Here is a 19760-nt window from a genome sequence, read left to right as displayed (position 1 = left end):
CGACCAGCCCCCAACTACCGGGGCTTGCGCGTCGGGAACAGATTGGGCCATGTCGCCCATGGATAAGGTTGCGCCCCTGCGCGGCCCCACACTCGCCCCAACAGATAAACAAAGTTTTCTGCCTTGCGTAGCACAACCGATTAGCCATTTTCACCGGCTCCGCTTAGAGAGCCACGAGGATAAAACGATGGACACCACTACCCTGAGCCTGGGCGATCCGCTGGAACCCGCACGCAAGGCCACCGCGCAAATGTTGCAAGAGCGCGAGCGCACCTTCTCGCTGCCGCAGCCGTTCTACTCCGATGAGCGCCTGTTTGATATCGACATGCAGGAAATCTTTCAGAAGGAGTGGTTGATCGCCGGCATGACCTGCGAAATCCCGGCCAAGGGCAACTACCTGACGCTGCAGATCGGCAAGAACCCGATCATCGTGATTCGCGGCGCCGAGGGCGTGGTGCATGCGTTCCATAACGTCTGCCGCCACCGCGGTTCGCGGCTGTGCACCAGCGAAAAGGGCAAGGTCGCCAAGCTGGTCTGCCATTACCACCAGTGGACCTACGAGCTGGACGGTCGCCTGCTGTTCGCCGGTACCGAGATGGGCGCCGACTTCGACATGAAGCAGTACGGCCTCAAGCCGGTGAACGTGAAGACCGCTGGCGGCTATATCTTCATCAGCCTGGCCGAGAACCCACCGGCCATCGATGACTTCCTGTCGACCCTGAACCATTACATGGAACCCTACGACATGGAGAACACCAAGGTGGCGGTGCAAACCACCTTGATGGAAAAGGCCAACTGGAAACTGGTGCTGGAAAACAACCGCGAGTGCTACCACTGCAACGCCTCGCACCCCGAATTGCTCAAGACCCTGCTGGAATGGGACGATGTCACCGACCCACGGGCCGACCAGGCTTTCAAGGACCACGTGGCCGCTTCCGCCGCCGCCTGGGACGCCGAGAAGATCCCTTACGCCCACGCCAGCTTCGGCCTGCGCAACCGCATCGTGCGCATGCCGCTGCTCAAGGGCACCGTTTCGATGACCATGGACGGCAAGCAAGGCTGCGCCAAGCTGATGGGCCGCATCAAGAACCCGGACCTGGGCTCGATGCGCATCCTGCACCTGCCGCACTCGTGGAACCACTGCATGGGCGACCACATCATCGTCTTCACGGTGTGGCCGATCAGCGCCCAGGAAACCATGGTCACCACCAAATGGCTGGTGCACAAGGACGCGGTCGAAGGCGTGGACTACGACGTGGCGCGCATGCGCGAAGTCTGGGACGCCACCAACGACCAGGACCGTCGCCTGGCCGAAGAAAACCAGCGCGGCATCAACTCCACCGCCTACCAGCCCGGCCCGTACTCCAAGACCTATGAGTTCGGCGTGGTGAACTTCGTGGACTGGTACAGCGAGCGCATGCTCAACAACCTGGGGGCCGAACCGGCGCCGTACCTCAAGGGCGTGCCGGTCCAGGGTTAAAACCCAGCGCTTCGGCTGATCATTCCCACGCTCCGCGTGGGAATGCAGCCCGGGACGCTCTGCGTCCAAAAAGCCGAACGCGGAGCGTCCGTAGAGGCATTCCCACGCAGAGCGTGGGAACGATCATCGGCTGGACGACCACCGCACACTGCCATCCTCCCCATAAAACGTCTCGATAATCTCCTCCCCCCTCAGCTGCACTTTCACATACCCATTCAACACCCGCTCCGGATACGCCTCGTCCCCCGCCAATTCGGTTTCCGACCACAACACCCGCGCATGCCCGTTCAGCTCGCTGGTGGTGCCGTAAGGGATCGCCCCATGCCCGGCGCAGCGCGCGTGCAGCCCGCCTTGCGGCGCGTAGCAAATGCCGTTGTGCAGATGGCCCCAATACCAGTAGTCCGGTTCACGCCCCAGGGCATCGCACACCGGTTGGTAAAGCGCGGTCTTGTTGTGTCCGGAAATATCGAAGCCCTGATGATGACTGAGCACCATCAATTTCTTGCGCTTGGGCAGGTTTTTCATCCATTCGATCTGCTGGGTGTTGAGGGTGCCGTCCATGTACAGGTTCATCGCGTCCGAGGCGTAGGCACTGTCGAGGCCAACCACCAGCCAATCATCGTTGTACAAGGCGAAATAGCTGGTGCCCTGTTGCACCGGAAAACGCGCCGCGAGTTCCTTGAAATAGCCGTGGCCGCCGCTGTACATCTCGTGGTTGGAATTGAGGGTGAACGCGCCGTGCTTGCCCTGGGGCCAGCCGGCCATGTCGACGTCTTCCTGGGAATGGGTGCCGGCGTAATACACGTCGCCCAGGTGGATGGTGAAATCCGCCAGGGCCAATTGCATCTGGTTGGCCACCGCCACCGCCGGGGCGTGGCTGTCGAACGGCCCGGTGCCCCAGTCGCCGGCGATGGCCAGTACCACGTCGTTGTCCATTTTCACCAGCGCCGGGTTCGTGGCGAACGGCGCGTGGTGGCGCAGGTTTTCGATCCACTTGAGCAGCGCCTCGCTCCACAACAAGTCCAACAGCTCCCATTTACGACAGCCCAGTAACGTACCGTCCTTGAGCACGCGGGTCGGCAAATCCTCTTCTTTTTGCGGCAACGGCGTGGCGTTGCCGAGCTTGAGGATCGACAAGCCGTGGGCCAGTTCCCATGGCACGGCCGGTTCATCGTCCGGCAGATCACCGTGGTCGATGACGTGCCGGGCCTGGTCGTGGCCGCGTTGCAGCAGTTTGACGATGGCCTCGAACTCCTCGGGCTCCAGGTCGTTGACGAGTTTTTTCCAGGACATTTCCAGCCGCGTGACCAACCCGTGCAGGCGGACCTTGACCTTGTCGAACTCATGTTCCCAATGGTGCAGTAATGACATGTGAACGCTCCTTCGTTGTGCCCTGGGTCACAGGGTTTTCATGAATTCGATCAGGGCCCGCTTGTCGATGTCCGACAGCTGCGTGCCATACAGGTGACCGCCGTTGTGGTTGCCTTCCAGGCGGGTGTCGTATTTGAAATCCGCCGACGCCTTCATTTGCGCGCCGCGGGTGATGAAGCCGACTTTCTCCTGGTCGTAGATGTCGGAGCCGGTGTAGAACACCTGCGGCCGTTGCTCCGGCGCTTGCAGCAAATCCCAGAGGGTCGGCACCGAGCCGTTGTGCAGGTAAGGCGCGCGCAGCCAGATGCCGTCGGTGGGCGTGTTGCTGTAGCTCTGGGTCTTGCGGTAGGAGCCAAAGTCGAACGGCGGTTTCTTGAAGCCGTGGAACGCCGTCACCAGGCCGGTGGTGAAGGAATTCAGGCGATGGGGGTCGGTGCCCAACTGGTCGATATGGGTGGTGACCTGGCCGGTGTCGCTGCGGCCAAAATCGTGGCAACTGGCGCAGTTCTTATCCCAGATCGGTTTGCCCTGGGCGACTTTCGCCTGGTCCAGGGCGAACGGCCAGGCCGGTGCCTTGTGGCCCAGCAGCCAGTTGGTCACCCGGTTGAAACTCGGTGGCAGCACCGATTCCGGCGTCGCGCCCACGGCCATGGCCGCGGCGTAGTTGCGTTCGTGGATCTTGTTGTTATTGCCGTCCCAATGCAGATACATGGACTCGCGGGGTTTCTGGTTCCACACCTGGGGCAAGTCCACGGTGCCGATGGTGGAATCATCCGGGAAGCCAAAGACCACCATTTTGGTCGGGTTGAAGGTGTCGGTCCGCCCTGGCCCCTGGGCCGGACGCAGCTTCTGCCAGGCGTACGCCTGCTTCTGCTTGAGCAGCGCACTCTTGGCCATCGGAATGATCAGGTAGCGGTTATAGAGTTTTTCGAAAAAACCCAACTGGAACTTGCCATTGATCGCCGCCATCACCGCATCGGGGGTGAATTTCGGATCGCTGGCGCACTCGTAGGCGAACCACTGGAAGGCTTGCAGCTGCAGGGTATTGGCCGGCGCGGCGGCAACGGGCACCGCGACGTCAGTGGCATTGGCCCGATAGGAACCGGTGTGGCACAAGGCGCAATTGGGCTCGACCGTGGGGTAACCGAGTTGCCGCTTGGCCATGCCGATGGGCAGGTCGTTGCCGTCTTCATAGAGGAAACCGAACACCTCGTAGCCGCCCGGCTTGGGCAGTTTTTCCGGGCACATCTGCGGCAGCACGGCGAACAGGTAGTAGGGAATCCGCGCCTCGATGCCCAGGCCGATGGCGGCGTATTTGTAATGGTCTTCATCGGAGGCGAAGTCCGCTTGCGGCACTTCCCGGATCATCTGGTACCAGGTCTGGTAGCCGATGAAACCCAACAGCAATACCACCACCAACGTGCCGACCTTGAACCCGTGGCTCCGCCAGCGCAGCGCCCAGCCGGCGCGCCATTCCCGCCAACCGGCGCAGAGCAAGGCCAGCGGACGATTGGCCACCGGGCTGCCCAGGTACAGCAGCACGCCGAGGATCAGGAACATGCTCAGGTCGCCCATCAACATCGGCACGAACAGCGAACCCTGGTTGTTGGTGTTGATCAGGTAGATCCAGAACACCACCGCCACCAGCCGCGACAGCACGCACAACCATGAATGCACGACGAAACGCGGCGCGTTGAACCCCGAGGGCATGTAGAACAGGCTGATCCCCACCAGCAACATGCCGGCGTTTTCCAGCCAGGGATCGGACAATACGGGCGGCAGGCCGATCATGGACGTCAGCAACGCCGGCGCGAACAGCGCCGGGATCGCGAAGACCATGTTCATGATGATTCCGATCCAGATGATGCGTTGGAACCAGCGGATACAAGTGTTCATGGCTTTCCCCTTGATCGTTCCCACGCTCCGCGTGGGCATGCATCCCGTGACGCTCTGCGTCACAACAGCGGACGCTGAGCGTCCATGGCGGCATTCCCACGCGGAGCGTGGGAACGATCAAGCGTCAACCGAGCGCCGTTTTCTCCAGGTGCTCAAGGATGATCGGATACACATCCACCACCGCATCCTTGCCGAACATGCAGTCGATATGACCGTACCCCGGCACTTCATGGCGGCTGAACAACTGCGGGCCGTGCATCTCGCACAGTCGCTCGTAGGTCTTGAGGGTGCTTTGCGGCAGGTAGCACTGGTTGTCGGCGCCGCTGATGAAGCAGATCGGCAACTTCAGCCGATCGAAATGCGGCATGTAGACGTCGTTGCCCTTGAAGTCCACCAAGTGCCCCTTGCGCACGATCAGCGCCAAGTGCTCGAAGGTCTGGATGTTCGACTCGCCGAACAACTCATGCAGGTTGTCGTGAAGGGTTTCGTTGAGGGTGTCGTGGCGGTACAGCGACGCATACATGAACGTGATGCGATGGCAGACCGGGTTGGTGCAATAGCCCTGGGCCTCGATCCGGGCATAGCCGTTGAGGGCCTTGTCGTAGAGTTTGTTGAACCAGCTTTCCTTGGTGTCGGCGTAGGCCGTCATGGATTTGATGCCGAGGGCATCGAGCATTCCCGGCAAGTGCAGCCCGGCCTTCAGTCCGGTGGCGGTGGCGACCACCGTGTCGGCGGCGATCTGCGAGCAGACCACCGAGCGCACCCCTTGCAAGCCCGCCAGCATCGACATGAAAAAGGTTGTCGCGCCGTAGCAATGCACCACGCATTGCACGTCACGGGCCAGGGTCGCTTGCTGGATCTGTTCGATGGCGGCCTTGAAGTCGTACTGGGCCACCTGATCGCCGTTCCATTCGTTCTTGCTGGCCGGCAGCAGGATGCTCACCCGCAGATCCAGCAGCCAGACGTCGTACTCGTGCTTGCACAGGTATTCCAGCAGGTTGGTGTGAATGGTGTCGGTGGAGAAGATATTCGAGCCCACGCCCAGGCCATGGACCAACATCACCGGGCCTTTGCTGCCGGCCTGGTAGCGGGTCAGGCGCAACTCGACGTTGTCTTCGGTCTGGAAGAAATGCACCACCGGCGCCGGCGCATCCAGTGGCCGTTTCAACCGGGGCGGCGCGTCCGGGTTGAAGTAGACGTCACCGGCGAAGACCCCGCCGTAGCTCTCCCACAGGATCCCGGCGAAGAACTTGCCGAACCGCGCCAGCGCCTCCACGCGCTCACGCTCATTGCGCGCGTTGAGCACTTTCATGGTGGTCATCTGCTTGGCGAAGTCGGCCGGCAGGATGTGCATCACACCGCAGCCGAGCACCGCGCCGGTCTTGTCCGGCCCGCGATAAAGCGTGACGTAGAGGGTGCTGGTGTCGTGCCAGATATTCAGCACGCCATTGTCCTCGGGCACGGTCTTGAACGCGCTGAAGAAATAGTCGCTGCCGTCTTCGGCGGTCAGTTTCATGTCGTAGTTCATGTGCCGCACGCCGACCTGTTCCTGGTACTGCTCGAACAGGTTGAACACCCCATTGCTGGCGACCAGTGGCTTGGATGACAGCAATGGCGCATCGAGGGTGCCGACCAGGGTCGCGGCGTGCTCCGGCTCCTTGATCAGGCGATCGAGGTCGGCGCCGGTAATGGTCAGCGTGAATTCGATGGGTGAGTTATCGGCCTTGCCGCGCTTGGCTGCCGCTTCGTAAGCGTTGAGGTCGGTGCCTTGGGGCTGGGTGAACGCCGTGGAGAAGTAACCTTTCATGGTTTCGGTGAACTGCACGCCGAGTGTCGGCGCCGCCACCGGTTTGCGCGGGGCCGAAGGCAAGGTGTAGTCGATCAGCCAACCTCGATCGGCCGCCAGCAGTCCCATGTTGCGTTCACTCACCGCCGAAATGGTCAGCAACGGATTGACCGCCAGGGAGGTCGGGATGACCGAGCCGTCCGTCACGTAAAGCCCTGGGTAGACGTCGGTGCCACTGGCGCCACTGAACACCTGTCCTTTGTGATTGACCACGCCTTGGATGGCGTCCTCGCCCATCACGCAACCGCCCAGCGGATGGACCGAGACGATGCTGTGCTTGAGCAGCTTGGTCCAGATCGGGTTCTCGACCCAGATCCCGCCCAGCGCCTTGGTGCTCTGATGCAGGCGTTCGTTGCCGAGGGTAACGTTTTCCTGCTCGCCGACACCGGACCAGTCGATACGCAGTTGGTCCTTGTGGTCGAGCACCATGCGGCCCTTGCCGTTGTCATGGCTCATGATCAGGTAAGTCTGCATGTTATGCAGCGCGCCGTAATACGGGCCGCGCAGGAAGCTTTCGGCCTCGCGCCCCTTGTACCGGAGGCTGGCACCGAAACCGGTGTCGGTGGGCACGCCGATCATCTCGGCGAACGCTGCCATGCTCGGCACCATGGCCCGACCGAGGGCGCCCGGAATCGAACCTTCCTCGATCACCATGCGGCTGCGCCAATCGCCTTCGGTGCGCATGTCGATCACCGAGGTGATGCAAGGCCCCACTGGCTCCAGCTCCTTGGCCGAATGCGCACCGAAGCCGATGCCGTTGATGACCTGGTCGCAGTTGTGGCCGAAGCCGAGGATATCGCCGTTGCCGCTCATGTTCTCGCCCAGTTGACTGGACGTCGACAAGCCTTTGTCCCGTGAGCGCAACATGATTTCGGTGGAGCCCAGCGTGCCAGCGGAGACCACTACAATGTCGGCCCGCACGAACAGCGTCGGTGCCGAAAACATCTCGCGACCGCTGTCCAGGTATTGGAAATGCACGATCCAGCCATTGCCATCGCGCTCCAGATGCCGCACTTCGGCCTGGCAGAAAATCTCGGCGCCGTGGTTCCAGGCGTCGGGCAGATAATTCATCAGCGTGGTGTTCTTGGCCTTGTTGTTACAGCCCGAAACGCAGTCGCCGCAACCATTGCACGGCAATTGTTCGACGCCGACATGGTTGAGGTTGTTGGGCAGCTTGTCGAAGGTCACGTTGATCGGCGGCTTGTAGAAATGCGCGCCCTGCTTGAGGTAATCAGCGGATTTCTTATGGGCATCGAGCTTGGGCAGGTTTGGCGCCGATGCCGGATAAGGAGTGGGTTTGAGCATCTCCCGCGCCCGCGCATAGCCGTCCTTGAGCAACGTGTCGCTGTGCTCGCGCATCGCCAGCGGCCAGCGCGGGTCCTCGAACACGCCCGGCTCGGCTTCCAGCGCGACGTTGGCATTGATCAGCGAGGTGCCGCCCAGGCCACACCCGACCACTACGTTCTGCTGGGCGTTGACGTGCAGGTCGAACAGGCCGGTACGCGAACCGATGTGGCCGTCCGGGTCATGCACCTGCAACTCCTCGGTGGCCGCGAGCAACGTGTTGGGGTATTCGCCCGGCTGGATCTCCCGGCCACGTTCCAACAGACAGACGCTGCGCCCGGCCCGGGACAGGCGCGACGCGGCAATGCCGCCGCCGTAGCCGGAACCAATGACGATGACGTCGTAGTGTTCCTTGATTTCACTGATGGGGGTCGATATCCGTGTCATGTTCAAGTCCTCTCAGGCAGAAAAGGGCAACTCTGCGGTTGCCTGCAAATCGATAGGCGCACGTACGCCTGGCCACTATCCCGTTCGGGTTAAAGCGGCAGTCAACGGTGTGAATGGAAAAAACTCAGAGGCTATAGGCGCGCACGCTGGTTGGCGGCACGACGACGAATGCGCTTGAGAATCGAGGTGGGAGGTATCGGGATGCACGTCAACGCAAAAGCGAGGTACGAGCGAGGGGCCTGGCTATCCATCATGCGTTCTCCCTGAACCTGATATGGATAAAAGTCGCGGTGTCCTGGTCCGTGAGTGAAGACACCGGACAGGCAAGCGTCAAGGCAGTTCCTTAGAACTGTATGAAATTTGACCTATCGCATTCGGCGCTAAGCCCGCCGCGGCTCCTAGCGTTCGGCGAACAAGTTATCCACACGACCGCCCACAGCAAATGGGGACAAATGCATCCAGGCCTTACTTTTTTTAGCGGCAACGTGAATAAAAACCGTGACTTATGAACAATGACGGTTTTATAACGCGATTGGTTGTTTTTTGATCATCTGCCTATAGGCCACGTCAGAGGAGGGCTGTGGCGGTGAGCGAACATCTTATCCACAGAAGCACCAACAGTGTTTGGGGGTAATTTTGACGATTCTGTGGAAAACCTGTTTAGCAGCGACTAGATAGGTGACTCTGAAAGGCTTTCTTGAAAAAAAACGGCCAATCGATCATTTTTTGATCAGGACACCGTAAGCCCCGTCCCGTACGGCTTGTAGCGTAGAGCGAACATCTTATCCACAGAAGCGCCAACAGAGATTGGGGGCAAGTTTCGTCGGGAACAGAATCTTTTCAGCGACAAAACCCAATAAAAACCGTGGGTTAGGCTGGTCGTTTTTTGATCGCAGGTCTGGAGCGCCTGGTTTACATGGGGTGCAGCGAGGGGCGAACAGGTTATCCACAGAGGCGCACACAGACATTGTGGGTAACACACCCGCCCGCTTCCACAGTGGATTTGGGCGCTCCAGGGATTAGCGAACCACCCCTTCCTCCACCAACAATTTGAGAATCGCCTCGGCCCCCGCCTCAGGGGTGACACCCTTGAGCACCTGCCCACCTCCGCCGCTGGCCTTGGCCGTGGCGGCTTTCATGCGGTCGGCACCGCTTTTGGCCTTGATCACTTTCAAGCGCTTGGGCCGTGGTTTGGCCGGTTGCAGGGTCGCCACTGTCAGCAAGTTGTCGTCGACCACTTCGACTTCTTCAGCCTGTAATGCGCCACGCTGCGCCGGGCCGTAGGCACTTTGTCGGGGTTTGGGGGCGGCGTTATCCACAGTCGCGAGAAAGGGCAGGCGCACCTTGAGCCGCCGCCGCTGGCCGCGCGGCAAGGCTTGCAGCACCAGGGCCGCGCCATTCTCAATGGACTCGACCTGGGCCAGCCCCACCACCAGCGGCCAACCGAGGCTCTCCGCCAGCAAAAACGGCAGCATGCCCGACCCTTCGCCGGTTTCCGCCTGGCTGCCGGTGAGCACCACTTGGGCGCCAGCGTCACGCAGGTAGTCGGTGAGGGCCGGCAGCGCGTCGGCCCCATCAGGGTTTTCCAGGACGTGGAGTTCGTCCAGGCCCATGCCCAGGTAGGCGCGCAGGGCCGGTTCGGCCACGTCGCCGGCGTGCAGCACTCGCAGGTCGTTGCCGGCCAGCTGCAGGCCCAGTTCCACGGCGCGGGCATCTTGCTCGGCCCGTCGAGGTCGACCAGAGGTCGGGTGGGCGCCGATGGAGACGAGGCTGATCACTTGGGTAGTCATGAACGTTTCCTTAGCTTAAGCCGCATCGCGCTTGGCTTCGTTGCGGTAAGCCTCTACCGCCGCGATCAAGGCCTGGAGAATCGCCGCGCTGTCGCCGATCACCGACAAGTCTGCCCGTTTGATCATGTCGCAACCCGGATCGAGATTGATCGCCACGACTTTGTCGCAGGCGCCAATGCCTTGCAGGTGCTGGATCGCCCCGGAAATTCCCACGGCCACGTAGACCCGCGCCGTGACCCAGGTGCCGGACGCGCCGACCTGGCGATCCCGAGCCATGAACCCGTCGTCCACTGCCACCCGCGAAGCGCCTTCGGTGGCGCCCAGGGCTGCGGCGGCCTGGTGAAAAAGCGCCCAGTCCTTGACGCCGTTGCCCCCGGAGAAAATGAATTCCGCCTCGGCCATCGGGATCGCGCCCGGGTCCACCGCCACCGCACCAAGGTCTTCGATGCGCGACAAGCTTCTGGCCACGCTTGTGGATAACTCTACCGGCAAGGCTTCGTGGCGGGTTTCACTGACCGGTTCGGCGCATTCGGCCGCCGCCAGGATCAAGCGTGCCAACGGTCGAGCCAAGTCTTGCAGGCCCGCACCGGCGCGGCCGATGCATTCCTCGCCCTTGACCTGCCAGACCCGCGTGGCCGGGCGTTCGCCCACGGCTGCGGCAAAGCGCCGGCCCAGTTCACCACCGCCGCTGCGGCTGTCAGGCAGCAGCCAATGGCGTGGGTTGAACTGGTTATCCACAGCCCGCAGGCCTTGCACCCGTTGTTCCGGTGCATAACCGCTGAATTCCTCGCCATTGAGTACCAACAAACGGTCGACACCCGCCGTGGCGAAGGTGCTTTCCTTATGCTCGCCAAACACCACCGCCAACACCGCACCGTCACTCCCGGCAAGCTGATGGGCCAGGCCCAGCAGATCGCGGTCGTGGCTACTGAGGCGGCCACCGACCATGTCCGGCACCACGCAGATGTGGAACGCCGGTTGCGGCACCTGATGCAGCGGCAATTGCACTTCAACGGCCGCGGTGCGTTTGCTCGCCCCACCCTGCTGGGCACCGCTGCGATCAATCCGCTTGATCCCATTGGGGCCGATGAAACCGACACCATGGACGTTCTTGCGGATGACCCCGTTAGGCCCCATCCAGCTGTGTTGTACCGGTTGCATGGCCGCGTGCAGCGGGTGCAGGCGGTTGCGGGCGATCCACTCGGCGCGAGGGTCGCGGCGGATAATGTCGCTCATCAATGCACCTCCGCGGGTTCACGTTTGGCCGGAGCCACAGGTTTGGCCGGGGCTGCATCTTCCAGCAGCGCATCGGCCACCAGTTCGGCAATGTCCTTGATCATTGGGCGTGGTTCGACCACCCCTTCGAGCATCGCGGTGCACTGCGGGCAACCCACGGCCACCAGCTCGGCGCCGGTTTCGCGGATGTCGTCCATGCGCATGTCGGGAATCCGCTGCTTGCCTGGGATGTCGGTGATCGGCGCACCGCCACCGCCGCCGCAGCAACGCGAACGGAAACCGGAACGCTGCATTTCCTTGACCTCGATACCCAGCGCACGCAGCACCTGGCGCGGCGCCTCGTATTCGCCGTTGTAGCGGCCCAGGTAGCACGGGTCGTGATAGGTCACGCTGTCGCCCTTGTGCTGGCCGAGGTTCAGCGCGCCGGCGTCGATGATTTCCGCCATATAGGTGCTGTGGTGCTGCACCAGGTAGTTGCCATCGAAGGCGCCGTATTCGTTTTTCAGCACGTGGAAGCTGTGGGGGTCGCAGGTGACGATGCGGTTGAAGCTGTATTTGGCCAGGGTCTGGATGTTGCGCTTGGCCAACAGCTGGAACGTCGCTTCGTCACCCAGGCGCCGGGCCACATCGCCGCTGTCGCGTTCTTCGAGGCCGAGCACGGCGAAGTCGATCTTCGCTGCCTTGAGCACTTTGACGAAGGCGCGCAGGGTGCGCTGGTTGCGCATGTCGAAGGCACCGTCGCCGACCCAGAACAGCACGTCGGTGGATTTCTTCTCGCTGAGCAGGTTCAGGTTCAGGTCCGCCGCCCAGTTCATCCGCCCGCCCGGGGCGAAGCCGCCAGGGTTGTCGGTGGCGATGAGGTTTTCCAGCACCTCGGCGCCCTTGTTCGGCGTGGCACCTTTTTCCAAGGTCAGGTGGCGGCGCATGTCGACGATGGCATCGACGTGCTCGATCATCATCGGGCATTCCTCGACACACGCCCGGCAAGTGGTGCAGGACCACAGGGTCTCGGCGTCCACCAGGCCGTTGACAATGGGCTGGTGCGGGTTGCCGCTGTGCTCGCCCACCGGTTTGCCCGGATACGGACTGCCGGCGAATTTCGCATCGGTGCCGCCGGCCAGGCCGACGACCATGTCCTGGATGAGTTTTTTCGGGTTCAGCGGCTGGCCGGCAGCGAACGCCGGGCAGGCCGCTTCGCACTTGCCGCACTGCACGCAGGCGTCGAAGCCCAGCAATTGGTTCCAAGTGAAGTCCTTGGGTTTTTCCACACCCAGCGGTGCGGCGGGGTCGTTCAGGTCCAACGGCTTGAGACCGGTGGAACGGCCACCGCCAAAGCGCTCGGCGCGACGGTGCCAGGCCAGGTGCAGGGCACCGGCGAAGGCGTGTTTCATCGGCCCGCCCCAGGTCATGCCGAAGAACAGTTCCGACACGCCCCACAGCACGCCGACAGCCAGGATCGCCGCCACCAGCCAACCACCGAAGTTCTCCGGCAGGATGCCCGCCACCGGCAGGGTCAGCAGGAAGAACGACGCCGAGAAGGCCAGCAGGCTTTTCGGCAGGCGCATCCACGGGCCCTTGGACAAACGGGCGGGCGGGTTGCGCCGACGCAGGTACATGAAGATCGCACCGACGAACATCACCGCCGACATCAGCAGCAGGGCGTAACCGAGGATGCGGTTGTGCAAGCCAAAACCGTGCACCAGGATCGCCAACACAATCGACGCCACCGCCCCGCCCGCCGTGGCGACGTGGGTATTGGCAATGTACTTGTCCCGCGCCACCACGTGGTGCAGGTCCACCATGTAGCGCTTGGGCATGGCGAAGAGGCCACCGATCAGGTCGACTTTCGATGGTCGTCCCCGGCGCCACATGTTCACCCGCCGCAAGGCACCAAGGACCGCGAGGCCCAGGGCTGCGAACAGCAGGATTGGAAGAAGGGTGTTCAACATGGTGAAGCTCCCACCAAGACATCTGGAGAAACGCCACTGATCGTTCCTCACGCTCTGCGTGGGAATGCCTCAATGGACGCTCCGCGTCCGCTTTTGGGACGCAGAGCGTCCCGGGCTGAATTCCCACGCAGAGCGTGGGAACGATCAGTTCAACGACTTAAAAATCCTTGCACAACCGCAGGGCGTCATAGATGGCGGCGTGAGTATTACGCTGGGCCACGCAGTCGCCGATGCGGAACAGCAGGTAGCCATCGCCGCTCTGCTCCAGGCACGGCTGGGGCTTGATCGCGAACAGGGCTTCGACGTCGATCTGGCCCTTGTTGCGCGAACCTTCCTTCAGCGCGTAGTAGATTTCTTCGTCCGGCCGCACGCCGTTCTCCACCACCACCTGGTCCACCACGCGCTCTTCCTTGGCGCCGGTGTATTCGTTCTCCAGCACCGCCACCAGCTTGTCGCCTTCGCGGTAGACCTTCTCCAGCATCATGTCCCCGGTCATGATCACTTCCTTGGGGTACATGCTGCGGTAGTAGGTGGGGAACGACGTCCCGCCAATGGCCACGCCCGGCTTGATATCGTCAGTGACGATCTCGACCTGGCTGCCCTTGTCGGCGAGGAAGTCGGCCACCGACATGCCGGTGAACTCGCAGATGGTGTCGTAGACCAGCACGTTCTTGCCCGGCGCCACCTTGCCGTCGAGCACGTCCCAGCTGCTGACCACCAGCCCTTCGGCGGCGCCCCAGTGTTCGTTCTGCTCGATGAATGGATGCCCGCCGACGGCCAGCACCACCACGTCCGGACGCAGGTCCATGATGGTCGGCGCATCCGCCGCCACGCCCAGGCGCAGGTCGACTTTCAGCCGCGCCAGTTCCAGTTGGAACCAGCGGGTGATACCGGCGATCTGGTCCCGTTGCGGGGCTTTCGAGGCGGTGGTGATCTGCCCGCCGATGAATTCCTTTTTCTCGAACAGGGTCACATCGTGTCCACGTTCGGCGGCCACACGCGCCGCTTCCATCCCGGCCGGGCCGGCACCGACCACCACGACTTTGCGCTTGGGCCCGGTGGACTTCTCGATGATGTGCGGCACACCCATGTATTCACGGGACGTCGCGGCGTTCTGGATGCACAGCACGTCCAGCCCTTGGTACTGGCGGTCGATGCAGTAGTTGGCACCAACGCACTGCTTGATCTGGTCGATCTGGCCCATCTTGATCTTGGCGATCAGGTGCGGGTCGGCGATGTGGGCGCGAGTCATGCCGACCATGTCGACGTAACCGCCCTCCAGGATCCGCGTGGCCTGGTTAGGGTCCTTGATGTTCTGCGCATGCAGCACCGGGACCTTGACTACTTCCTTGATACCGGCGGCCAGGTGCAGGAACGGCTCCGGCGGATAACTCATGTTCGGGATAACGTTGGCCAGGGTGTTGTGGGTGTCGCAACCCGAGCCCACCACGCCGATGAAATCGAGCATGCCGGTGTCGTCGTAATACTTGGCGATCTGCTTCATGTCCTCGTGGGACAAGCCGTCCGGGTGGAACTCGTCACCGCACAGGCGCATGCCCACGCAGAAATCGTCGCCCACTTCGGCACGCACGGCCTTCAACACTTCCAGGCCGAATTTCATGCGGCCTTCGAAGCTGCCGCCCCATTCGTCGGTCCGCTTGTTGACCCGCGGGCTCCAGAACTGGTCGATCATGTGCTGGTGCACGGCGGACAGTTCGACACCGTCCAGGCCTCCGGCCTTGGCGCGCTTGGCGGCGCTGGCATAGTTGCCGATCACCCGCCAGATTTCTTCCGGCTCGATGGTCTTGCAGGTGGCACGGTGCACCGGCTCACGCACGCCGGACGGCGACATCAGGGTCGGCCAGTTGAAACCGTCCCAGCGCGAGCGACGACCCATATGGGTAATCTGGATCATGATCTTGGCGCCATGCTTGTGCATGGCGTCGGCCAGGTTCTGGAAGTGCGGGATGATGCGGTCGGTGGACAGGTTCACCGAGCTCCACCATTCCTGCGGGCTGTCGATGGCGACCACCGACGAGCCACCGCAGATCGCCAGGCCGATGCCGCCCTTGGCCTTCTCTTCGTAGTACTTCACATACCGGTCGGTGGTCATGCCGCCGTCGGTGGCGTAGACCTCGGCGTGCGCGGTGCTGAGCACGCGGTTGCGGATGGTCAGCTTGCCGATCTGGATCGGCTGGAACATTGCTTCAAAAGCCATGGTGCGATCCTCGACTTACAACGGCTTGACGATGAACAGGCCGTCGTCGTGGCCTTCTTCGGAACCGCCGTAGACCTGTTCGGCCACGGTGCGGATCTGGCTGCCGCGAGCGGCGAGGATCTGGTCCATGGCGCCGGCGAACCAGCCGGTGAACATGTAGTCGACCTTGCGCCCGACCTTGCCATACACATAGACGAACGCCGAGTGTTCGAGCTTGACGCTGGCGGTGCCTTTGTCCAGGTCGATGTCCTGGATCTTGAACAGGCCCCAGCCACGTTGGGACAAGCGCTTCATGTAGTGCTCGAACACCGCGACGCCTTCCAGGCCGTGGCATTCGGCTTCTTTTTCACACCAGTGCCAGGCGGACTTGTAGCCGGCCTTGTAGAGAATGTCGGCGTAGGCGTCGGCGCCCAGCACTTCCTCGATGCCCATGTGGTTGTTGACGAAGAAGTGACGCGGTACGTACAGCATCGGCAGGGCGTCGGACGTCCAGACACCGGTTTCGCTGTCGACTTCGATAGGCAGTTGCGGGGCGATCTTGGCCATGAAAACTTGACTCCGGAAATTCGTGATGTGCCTGCGGCGTGGGTGGCCGCAGGTAAAGGATTCAGTGATGCGGCGGCGCTTATTCGCCCCAGACGTCTTTGAGCACGTTCACCCAGTTTTCGCCCATGATCTTGCGCACCACCCGCTCCGGGTGACCGCGCTTGAGCAGCGTCTCGGTGAGGTTCGGGAACTCGCCCACGGTGCGGATGCCCAGCGGGTTGATGATCTTGCCGAAGCTGGTCAGACGACGGGCGTAGCCCTTGTCGTGGGTCAGCATCTCGAAGAAATCCTGGCCGTGGCCCTGGGTGAAGTCGGTACCGATGCCGATGGCGTCTTCACCGACGATGTTCATGGTGTATTCGATGGCTTCGGCGTAGTCGTCGATGGTCGAATCGATGCCCTTGGCCAGGAACGGCGCGAACATGGTCACGCCGACGAAACCACCGTGGTCGGCAATGAACTTCAGCTCTTCATCGGATTTGTTGCGCGGGTGTTCTTTCAGGCCGGATGGCAGGCAGTGGGAGTAGCACACCGGCTTTTTCGATTCGAGGATGACTTCTTCGGAGGTCTTGGAACCGACGTGGGACAGGTCGCACATGACGCCGACGCGGTTCATCTCGGCGACGATTTCACGACCGAAGCCCGACAGGCCGCCGTCGCGCTCGTAGCAGCCGGTGCCCACCAGGTTCTGGGTGTTGTAGCACATCTGCACCACACCGACGCCGAGCTGCTTGAAGATCTCGACGTAGCCGAGCTGGTCTTCAAAAGCGTGGGCGTTCTGGAAGCCGAAGATGATGCCGGTCTTGCCCTGTTCCTTGGCGCGACGGATGTCGGCGGTGGTCTTCACCGGGATCACCAGGTCGCTGTTCTCGCGGATCAGTTTCTGGCTGGCAACGATGTTGTTGATGGTGGCCTGGAAACCTTCCCACACCGACACGGTGCAGTTGGCTGCGGTCAGGCCGCCCTTGCGCATGTCTTCGAACAGGTCGCGGTTCCACTTGGCAATGATCAGCCCGTCGATAACGATGCTGTCGGCGTGCAATTCGGCTGGGCTCATCAGGCAGTCCCCTTGTTGGCGATTCATGCGCCGAATCGTGTGCCGGCGCTTTGGGGCCAGCATATGCCTGAGGGCCGTCGCGACCCGGTGCAAAAACGACAGGGGAATTGCCGAAAGCGTCAATCCACGACAATGGGCTACGACAGGCCCACCCTGCCCGTCTGTTCTTTACTCGACGCTTGCGCCAGAATCCGCCGCATCACTGGTTTTCACTGGACTTGAGCGGCAACGCGATGAAATCGATCTTCCTGGCTTTGGCACTGATCAGCACCCTGGCACACGCAACCGAAGACACCGAGCCCAATCCCTGCGACGAAGTCGAAAACGACGTCCAGACCCTGGCCTGCTCGGCCTACGGCAAAGCCGCTGCCGAACAATTGCTGGGGGAAAACCTGCAGAGCCTCCTTGAGCGCCTGCAAACCCGCTACGCCAGCGACAAGGCCCAGCTCAACGACATCACCACCAAGGTCAAGGCCGCCCAGCAACTGTGGCAAAAACAGCGCGACGCCGACTGCGCCATCGCCGCCTTCCCGGCCAAACCCGGCAGCGACGCCTACAAAATCGCCGAAAACGACTGCATGGCCCAAGTGAGCGATGACCGGTCGGAGTTTTTGGAGTCGATTGGGCAGGAGTGAAAGCAATATTCAGACATCTTTCACGCGTTGGCCCTGGACGGGATATAAGTCAAGATTCGCAAATCTTATAAAAGACTTATATCCTTCCATGAACACTATCCACTGGACCAGAAAAGCCGTTAAGCAGCTTTTGAAATTGCACTCCGTCCATCAGGTTCAGGTTCGGGACGCCGTTACGGCACTCGCCCAGATGCCTGACGTGGTGAATGTCAAAGCACTTGTTGGCCATGGCTATGCGTACCGCCTCCGGGTAGGTAGCTATCGAGTCATGTTCGATTGGGACGGGGCGATCAAGGTCGTCAGCATTCAAGAGGTCAAGAAACGCGATGAACGAACCTACTGACATCCAGATCATCAACGACGCAGACGGGAACCCGGCATTCGTGGTCATTCCGTATGCGAAATACGTTGCGCAAAAACTAGAACCGGATCTGATCCCTCATGAGGTAGTCAGCCGTATCGTCGACGGTGCGACACCGATTCGCGCCTGGCGCGAACATCTGAGTTTGACCCAGGAGGAGGTTGCCCGTCGTCTGGGCATCTCCCAACCGGCGTTTGCCCAACAGGAATCAGTCGGCAAGCCGCGCAGGGCGACCCGCGAAAAAATTGCCGCTGCTTTTGGTATCCGTGCCGATCAGCTGGAACTGTAAAACCTCAAAAGCGACAAACCAGCAGCTTCGTCTACACTGGCTACATACCCGTCCGAGCCGGGCTGTACAGACGAGTCACACACGACAATCGAAGGGATTTTCGTATGCACTCTCTTACCGCCTTGCCCGTTTACGGCTTGGTTATCTTTATCGCCATCGTGCTCGGCATCGAAGCCGGTCGTCGGGTCGGCAACCGTCACCTGGCCCAGGACCCGGACGGCGCCCGCCAGGGCATCGGGGCTATCGAAGGCGCGGTGTTTGGCCTGCTGGCCTTGCTGATTGCCTTTACCTTTTCCGGCGCGGCTTCGCGCCTGGATCAGCGCCGCGCACTGATCGTTGCCGAAACCAATGCCATGGGCACGGCCTGGCTGCGCCTGGACCTGCTTCCAGCAAGTGAACAACCGGAGATCCGCCAGGCGTTCCGGGACTATGTCGACGCCCGCATCGAGTATTACCGCGACCTGCGCGAAGACGAAGTCGACGAAGCCGCCCATGACCGAGCCAATGACTTGCAACAAACCATCTGGAAACGCACCGTCGCCGCCCTGCAACAGATGCCCACCCCAACCCTGGGAACCCCGGTGTTGCAGGCACAGAACGAGATGATCGATATCACCACCACCCGCGCGGTGGCCCACGAAACCCACCCGCCCCTGACCATTTACCTGATGCTGGTGACCATGACCCTGATCAGCGCCCTGCTGATCGGCTATGGCATGGCCGGCGCCCGGCAACGCAACTGGCTGCACAGCCTCGGTTACGCAGCGGTGATGGTCTGCGTGCTGTACGTGATCCTGGATTTCGAGTACCCACGCTTTGGGGTCATCCGGGTCGACTATTTCGACAAGATCATGCTGGACCTGCGCGCGAGCATGAATTGATCAAGGCGGATAGACTGGCTCTCCAGACCTCCCGAATCCAAGGCCAAGCATGATCATCTGCGGCATCGAAATCAAAGGCAGCGAAGCGATCATCGCCGTTGCCTCGCTGGATCAACAGGCGTTGAGCCACGTCCCACTGAACACCAAGAAAATCGCCCTGGACGACGATGACGAAGCCGCGAACGTCAAGGCTTTCGCTGCGCAAGTGCGGGCGTTCGTGACGGACAACGGCATCGAACGCATCGCTATAAAGAAGCGCAGCAAGAAAGGTGAGTTCGCCGGTGGGCCGACCACGTTCAAGATCGAAGGGATTTTCCAATTGCTGGAAGGTTGCGAGGTGACGCTGCTGTCGCCGCAGACCATTAATGCACAGAGCAAGAAACACGACTTCGCCCTGCCGGCAACGCTGAACAAGTATCAGCATGAAGCCTATAAAGCAGCCTGCTCGGCGTTGATGAAGAAGTAAATTCTCTT

15 protein-coding genes are annotated in these 19760 nt (G+C 61.5%); 6 read left to right on the top strand and 9 right to left on the bottom strand.

Translation table 11 applies throughout. The features are described from left to right. Positions 1–187 precede the first annotated feature (187 nt). Positions 188–1480, top strand: coding sequence for a glycine-betaine demethylase subunit GbcA (gbcA, locus tag HU762_RS06375; protein ID WP_186634339.1), 1293 nt, complete (start codon positions 188–190; stop codon positions 1478–1480). Positions 1481–1603: 123 nt separating this feature from the next. Here gbcA and HU762_RS06370 read toward each other — a convergent pair whose 3' ends face one another. From HU762_RS06370 to HU762_RS06330, 9 genes are all read right to left on the bottom strand, one after another. Next, a complete protein-coding gene (locus tag HU762_RS06370; protein WP_186634338.1) occupies positions 1604–2851 on the bottom strand; it encodes a metallophosphoesterase in 1248 nt (415 codons plus the stop codon). Between the two features lie 27 nt (positions 2852–2878). Next, positions 2879–4747: a hypothetical protein gene (locus HU762_RS06365; RefSeq protein WP_186634335.1), complete on the bottom strand. Its 1869-nt coding sequence runs from the start codon at positions 4745–4747 to the stop codon at positions 2879–2881. Between the two features lie 124 nt (positions 4748–4871). Beyond that, positions 4872–8324 (bottom strand): GMC oxidoreductase, encoded by a 3453-nt coding sequence (locus HU762_RS06360; protein WP_186634332.1) that lies wholly within the window; start codon positions 8322–8324, stop codon positions 4872–4874. Between the two features lie 1019 nt (positions 8325–9343). Then, complete coding sequence (locus HU762_RS06355; RefSeq protein WP_186634329.1) at positions 9344–10114, bottom strand: electron transfer flavoprotein subunit beta; 771 nt, start codon at positions 10112–10114, stop codon at positions 9344–9346. A 15-nt stretch (positions 10115–10129) separates the two neighbouring features. Continuing rightward, complete coding sequence (locus tag HU762_RS06350) at positions 10130–11350, bottom strand: electron transfer flavoprotein subunit alpha/FixB family protein (RefSeq protein WP_186634326.1); 1221 nt, start codon at positions 11348–11350, stop codon at positions 10130–10132. After that, positions 11350–13299: a dimethylglycine demethylation protein DgcB gene (dgcB, locus tag HU762_RS06345; protein ID WP_186634323.1), complete on the bottom strand. Its 1950-nt coding sequence runs from the start codon at positions 13297–13299 to the stop codon at positions 11350–11352. The genes HU762_RS06350 and dgcB overlap by 1 nt, the downstream gene beginning before the upstream one ends. Positions 13300–13456: 157 nt before the next feature. Then, complete coding sequence (gene dgcA, locus HU762_RS06340) at positions 13457–15517, bottom strand: dimethylglycine demethylation protein DgcA (RefSeq protein WP_186634320.1); 2061 nt, start codon at positions 15515–15517, stop codon at positions 13457–13459. Positions 15518–15532: 15 nt separating this feature from the next. Then, the gene (locus HU762_RS06335; RefSeq protein WP_186634317.1) at positions 15533–16063 is read right to left on the bottom strand and encodes a 4-vinyl reductase; all 531 of its coding nucleotides are present in this window, start codon (positions 16061–16063) and stop codon (positions 15533–15535) included. Between the two features lie 79 nt (positions 16064–16142). Beyond that, positions 16143–17120 carry a dipeptidase gene (locus HU762_RS06330; protein WP_186634465.1) on the bottom strand — a complete coding sequence of 326 codons (978 nt, stop codon included), beginning with the start codon at positions 17118–17120 and terminating at the stop codon, positions 16143–16145. A 233-nt stretch (positions 17121–17353) separates the two neighbouring features. Here HU762_RS06330 and HU762_RS06325 point away from each other — a divergent pair, with 233 nt between their 5' ends. From HU762_RS06325 to HU762_RS06305, 5 genes are all read left to right on the top strand, one after another. Further along, a complete protein-coding gene (locus HU762_RS06325) occupies positions 17354–17755 on the top strand; it encodes a lysozyme inhibitor LprI family protein (RefSeq protein ID WP_186634462.1) in 402 nt (133 codons plus the stop codon). Between the two features lie 88 nt (positions 17756–17843). Further along, on the top strand, positions 17844–18098 hold the full coding sequence (locus HU762_RS06320) for a type II toxin-antitoxin system RelE/ParE family toxin (protein ID WP_186634314.1): 255 nt from the start codon (positions 17844–17846) through the stop codon (positions 18096–18098). Beyond that, positions 18082–18405, top strand: a complete 324-nt coding sequence (locus HU762_RS06315; protein ID WP_186634311.1) for a helix-turn-helix transcriptional regulator — start codon at positions 18082–18084, stop codon at positions 18403–18405. The genes HU762_RS06320 and HU762_RS06315 overlap by 17 nt, the downstream gene beginning before the upstream one ends. 104 nt (positions 18406–18509) lie before the next feature. Next, positions 18510–19286 (top strand): DUF4239 domain-containing protein, encoded by a 777-nt coding sequence (locus HU762_RS06310; RefSeq protein WP_186634308.1) that lies wholly within the window; start codon positions 18510–18512, stop codon positions 19284–19286. Positions 19287–19335: 49 nt separating this feature from the next. Beyond that, positions 19336–19752 (top strand): DUF3010 family protein, encoded by a 417-nt coding sequence (locus HU762_RS06305; protein WP_186634305.1) that lies wholly within the window; start codon positions 19336–19338, stop codon positions 19750–19752. Positions 19753–19760: the final 8 nt, after the last annotated feature.

The organism is Pseudomonas sp. SWRI92 (assembly GCF_014268685.1).
In the GTDB taxonomy this organism is placed as follows: Bacteria; Pseudomonadota; Gammaproteobacteria; order Pseudomonadales; family Pseudomonadaceae; genus Aquipseudomonas; species Aquipseudomonas marvdashtae.
Note: the sequence above shows the minus strand (reverse complement) of the source record. Positions and strands in the feature narration are given on the sequence as shown.

What these genes read in the sequence shown, in the direction of transcription:
- HU762_RS06320 (WP_186634314.1), top strand. Translation starts at nt 17,844, where the DNA reads ATGAACACTATCCACTGGACCAGAAAAGCCGTTAAGCAGCTTTTGAAA.
- dgcA (WP_186634320.1), bottom strand. Translation starts at nt 15,517, where the DNA reads ATGGCTTTTGAAGCAATGTTCCAGCCGATCCAGATCGGCAAGCTGACC.
- HU762_RS06365 (WP_186634335.1), bottom strand. Translation starts at nt 4,747, where the DNA reads ATGAACACTTGTATCCGCTGGTTCCAACGCATCATCTGGATCGGAATC.
- HU762_RS06360 (WP_186634332.1), bottom strand. Translation starts at nt 8,324, where the DNA reads ATGACACGGATATCGACCCCCATCAGTGAAATCAAGGAACACTACGAC.
- HU762_RS06370 (WP_186634338.1), bottom strand. Translation starts at nt 2,851, where the DNA reads ATGTCATTACTGCACCATTGGGAACATGAGTTCGACAAGGTCAAGGTC.
- HU762_RS06325 (WP_186634462.1), top strand. Translation starts at nt 17,354, where the DNA reads ATGAAATCGATCTTCCTGGCTTTGGCACTGATCAGCACCCTGGCACAC.
- HU762_RS06305 (WP_186634305.1), top strand. Translation starts at nt 19,336, where the DNA reads ATGATCATCTGCGGCATCGAAATCAAAGGCAGCGAAGCGATCATCGCC.
- HU762_RS06315 (WP_186634311.1), top strand. Translation starts at nt 18,082, where the DNA reads ATGAACGAACCTACTGACATCCAGATCATCAACGACGCAGACGGGAAC.
- HU762_RS06355 (WP_186634329.1), bottom strand. Translation starts at nt 10,114, where the DNA reads ATGACTACCCAAGTGATCAGCCTCGTCTCCATCGGCGCCCACCCGACC.
- gbcA (WP_186634339.1), top strand. Translation starts at nt 188, where the DNA reads ATGGACACCACTACCCTGAGCCTGGGCGATCCGCTGGAACCCGCACGC.
- HU762_RS06335 (WP_186634317.1), bottom strand. Translation starts at nt 16,063, where the DNA reads ATGGCCAAGATCGCCCCGCAACTGCCTATCGAAGTCGACAGCGAAACC.
- HU762_RS06310 (WP_186634308.1), top strand. Translation starts at nt 18,510, where the DNA reads ATGCACTCTCTTACCGCCTTGCCCGTTTACGGCTTGGTTATCTTTATC.
- HU762_RS06330 (WP_186634465.1), bottom strand. Translation starts at nt 17,120, where the DNA reads ATGAGCCCAGCCGAATTGCACGCCGACAGCATCGTTATCGACGGGCTG.
- HU762_RS06350 (WP_186634326.1), bottom strand. Translation starts at nt 11,350, where the DNA reads ATGAGCGACATTATCCGCCGCGACCCTCGCGCCGAGTGGATCGCCCGC.
- dgcB (WP_186634323.1), bottom strand. Translation starts at nt 13,299, where the DNA reads ATGTTGAACACCCTTCTTCCAATCCTGCTGTTCGCAGCCCTGGGCCTC.